The organism is Vicinamibacteria bacterium, assembly GCA_035620555.1.
Taxonomy (GTDB): Bacteria; Acidobacteriota; Vicinamibacteria; order Marinacidobacterales; family SMYC01; genus DASPGQ01.
Window position 1 is genome coordinate 1 of sequence record DASPGQ010000583.1, and the last position, 3,484, is coordinate 3,484.

Here is a 3,484-nt window from a genome sequence, read left to right on the forward strand (position 1 = left end):
GGTATGGGGCGGGCTCAAGGGGTCGATCCCCATTGCCCTGGTACTGGGCCTTCCCCGGGACGTCGCTTTCCGGGCGGAGTTCCTCGTGTTGACCGCGATACTCGTCTTCTTCTCGCTCGTCGTCCAGACGATGACGATGAAGCCCCTGGTGAAAACGGTTCGGTAACGTGGGCTCGTCGTGGCTCGAGATCGACGCCGGGCGGCTCGTTGGAAACGTGTGTGCGATCCGGGCACGGCTCGAGCGAGGAACGGGTTTGATGGCGGTCGTGAAGGCGAACGCTTACGGCCACGGGGCTCGCCTCGTCTCGCCCCTCCTTGCGGACCACGTGGACTGGTTCGGGGTGGACTCCTTGAGCGAGGCTTTGGAGATCCATGCCCTCGGTCTGGGACGTCCGATTCTCATTCTCGGGCACACCGAAGCCGAGAACCTCGAGACCGTCGTCCGTCTCGGCCTTCGACAGGCCCTTTTTCGGCGAGACAGCGCTCGGGCGATGGCTCGGGCGGCGGAACGAATGGGAAAGCCCGCGCTCGCTCACCTCAAGATCGAGACCGGCCTCAACCGACTCGGTGGCTCCCCATCCGATATCGATTTGACTGGGATTCAGATCGAAGGCGTCTACACGCATTTTGCGGACGTGGAGAACGGGAGCTCGGATTTCTACCGCATCCAGCTCGAACGCCTCCGTGAGGCGGCATCGTTGTTCGAAGGCGTCCTGGTGCATGCCTCGCCCACGGCTGGGGTGCTCCTTCACCCCGATGCCCACTGCGACCTGGCGCGAGTCGGAATCGGCCTCTTTGGAATCTGGCCGTCTCCCGACTCGCGCGTCGAAGTCCCGCTGAGGCCCGTCCTGACGTGGAAGAGCCGTCTGGCGCAGGTCAAGAGGGTTTCGAGAGGCGCGAGCGTCGGTTACGACTGCACCTACCGAGCCGAAAGCGATCGAGTCATCGGCGTCGTTCCCGCAGGCTACTACGATGGCTACGACCGGAGGCTGTCGAACCGGGGCTACGTGCTCGTGCGCGGCGAGCGTGCCGCGGTCGTGGGACGTGTCGCGATGAACATGTTCATGGTGGACGTGACCGGCCTTGGCGCGGAGGAGGACGACGAGGTCGTCCTGCTCGGGGATGGCATCTCGGCCGACGAGATCGCACGTCTGAGTGGGACGATCGCTTACGAGGTCGTGGCCCGCTTGAATCCGCTCCTGCCCCGGAGGCTCGTCGGAGCTCACCGCGAGACGACTCACGAGGCGCCACCCGAATAGCTGCGCACCCCCGCGACACTCAATCGGTTAGAATGCCGTGGGCTCAGCGATGTTTCAGCGTCAAAGGGAAGGCTCGGTCCTCTGCGCGTCGTGCAATCGGCTCGTCGGTGTGAACGACGAGAAGTGCCTCAACTGCGGACGTCGCAACCCCGGTCTCTACGGCTTCGGCGCCGCAATCCGTGCGCTCGGGCGCGACTTCGGCTTCGTCAAGCTCGTGATCGCTGGCTCGATCGGTCTGTTCATCGCGACGCTTCTGATCGACCCCTCCGGCATCCGAAGAGGCGGCTTCCTGACGTTCATGAGCCCGAGCACGAGGGCGCTCTTTCTTTTCGGAGCGAGCGGGCAGCTCCCGGTTTTCGAGCTGGGGAGGTGGTGGACGCTGCTCAGTGCGGGATGGCTCCACGGCGGACTCCTGCACATCGCCTTCAACATGATGATCGTTCGGAACTTCGCTCCCGCAACCGCGGAGTTCTATGGGGCCGGGCGGATGATCATCATCTACTCGGTGTCGTCCATTACCGGATTCTTCTTCAGCAGCCTCGCGAACCAGCTATATCCATTCATTCCTTTTGGCTTCGTTCTCTCGTTCCTCGGTCTTGCCGGGGCGCCGCTGACGCTCGGCGCCTCGGCGCCCATCTTCGGTCTGTTGGGGGCGCTCCTCTATTACGGGCGCCGTACCGGCAGCCGAGTGATTCAGCAGCAGATGATCGGCTACGCAGTGTTCTTCGGCATTTTTGGCATCGTGATGCCCGGCGTGGACAATCAGGCCCACCTCGGGGGGCTGGTCGGCGGGTATCTCATGGCCCGTTTACTCGACCCTCTGGAGCCCGAGCGGGGCGACCACCTTCTCGTCGCGCTGGTTTTCATCCTGCTCACCGCGCTTTCCATCGTGGTCTCCGTCGTCGCCGGCATGCCGTACATTCCGTATCTGCCTTAATCCCAGCGTTTGCGGCCTTCGGACGCCCCTTTCCCCGTCGTTCCGAGGTCCATCAAGACGGCCACGACCACAACGACGAGGTAGACGCCCGTCACGGTTCCATTGGTGTTCACCGCCCAGGCATAGGCGAGCGTAGTGAGCGGCATGAAGAAGAAACCGAGCACCGGCCAGAGGACCGTTTCGTAGGCCCGACCCAGGTAATTGCTCATGAGAAACACGGCAACGAGCGCAATGCGCGGAAACAGGAGGGCGAGACAACCGACGAAACATCCCACGGCAGCGCGACGTTAACTTACTTGTCGGCCCACGGCAAATGAGACAGAATGTCGCGTGCCGTCGGACAGACCACTGACCCGCGCGAAGAGCGACCGGATGCTTCTCGGGGTCTGCGGCGGTATTGCGCGTTGGCTCGGCTGGGACCCCACGGTCGTCCGCGTCGGCTACGTCCTCCTTTCGATCTGTTCCGCCGCGTTTCCAGGAATTCTGGTCTACGTGATCCTCGCGATCGTGATGCCCGAGGGCGATTAAGCCCCGGACGACGCTGAACCGGGCGCTGGCCCGATTCATGCTACGATCGCCGGTTTCGAGCGATGTCATCCAACTCCCCGAGCGCGAGAGCTCCTATCGAGATCTGCCGTCGCTCGAGTGCGGAGACACCGGCGCTCGAGGCCATGTACGCGGAAGTTTTCGGCGAGAAAGCCGCGGGGGACAATCGCGCCCGCTGGCGCTGGCAGTATGACGAGAACCCCAATTGCCCGCCCGAGGGTCCCGAGATCTGGGTTGCCAAGCAGAACGGAGTGGTGCTCGGCCAATACGCATCGATGCCCGTCCGCCTCTACGTCAAGGGACGGACGCTCCGGGGCTCGTGGGGCATGGATGTGATGGTCCGACCGAACGTCCAACGTAAAGGCATTGGCTCGCGCCTGTTCCTCTACTGGGACGAGAACGTCGAAGCTTCGCTCGGTCTGGGACTGTCGGCTGCGTCCTATACCCTGTTCAGGAAACTTCGTTGGGAAGACGTCGGGCCGGTGCCCTGCTACACGCTGGTCCTCGACCCGGGCGCGCTACTCGAGCGCAGGATGCCGCGAGCCCTGGCCCGGTCCTTGGCGCCGATTGCGCGTCTGGCCTTTTCTTTGGCTTTTCCCCGGAGAAAGACGCGTGGCGACGTGACGGCGCGACCGATGGAAGGTCCTTTCGGCAAAGAATACGATGCTCTCTGGCAGGCCGCATCGCACGGCTATGATTTCATCGCCGAGAGGACCGCCGCCTACCTCGAGTGGAAATATCA

5 protein-coding genes are annotated in these 3,484 nt (G+C 63.4%); 4 read left to right on the top strand and 1 reads right to left on the bottom strand.

Annotation, left to right across the window (positions count from 1 at the left end):
* Positions 1 to 167 precede the first annotated feature (167 nt).
* Complete coding sequence (gene alr / locus VEK15_23770; GenBank protein ID HXV63739.1) at positions 168 to 1,259, top strand: alanine racemase; 1,092 nt, start codon at positions 168 to 170, stop codon at positions 1,257 to 1,259.
* Positions 1,260 to 1,296: 37 nt separating this feature from the next.
* On the top strand, positions 1,297 to 2,196 hold the full coding sequence (locus VEK15_23775) for a rhomboid family intramembrane serine protease (GenBank protein HXV63740.1): 900 nt from the start codon (positions 1,297 to 1,299) through the stop codon (positions 2,194 to 2,196).
* Here the strand turns inward: VEK15_23775 and VEK15_23780 are convergent.
* Positions 2,193 to 2,471 carry a hypothetical protein gene (locus tag VEK15_23780; GenBank protein ID HXV63741.1) on the bottom strand — a complete coding sequence of 93 codons (279 nt, stop codon included), beginning with the start codon at positions 2,469 to 2,471 and terminating at the stop codon, positions 2,193 to 2,195. The two genes, VEK15_23775 and VEK15_23780, sit on opposite strands and share 4 nt — an antisense overlap.
* A gap of 55 nt (positions 2,472 to 2,526) precedes the next feature.
* On the opposite strand from VEK15_23780, the gene VEK15_23785 reads away from it, so the two are divergent.
* The gene (locus tag VEK15_23785) at positions 2,527 to 2,724 is read left to right on the top strand and encodes a PspC domain-containing protein (protein ID HXV63742.1); all 198 of its coding nucleotides are present in this window, start codon (positions 2,527 to 2,529) and stop codon (positions 2,722 to 2,724) included.
* Between the two features lie 62 nt (positions 2,725 to 2,786).
* The coding region (locus VEK15_23790) for a GNAT family N-acetyltransferase (GenBank protein ID HXV63743.1) at positions 2,787 to 3,484 on the top strand (698 nt) is incomplete at its 3' end.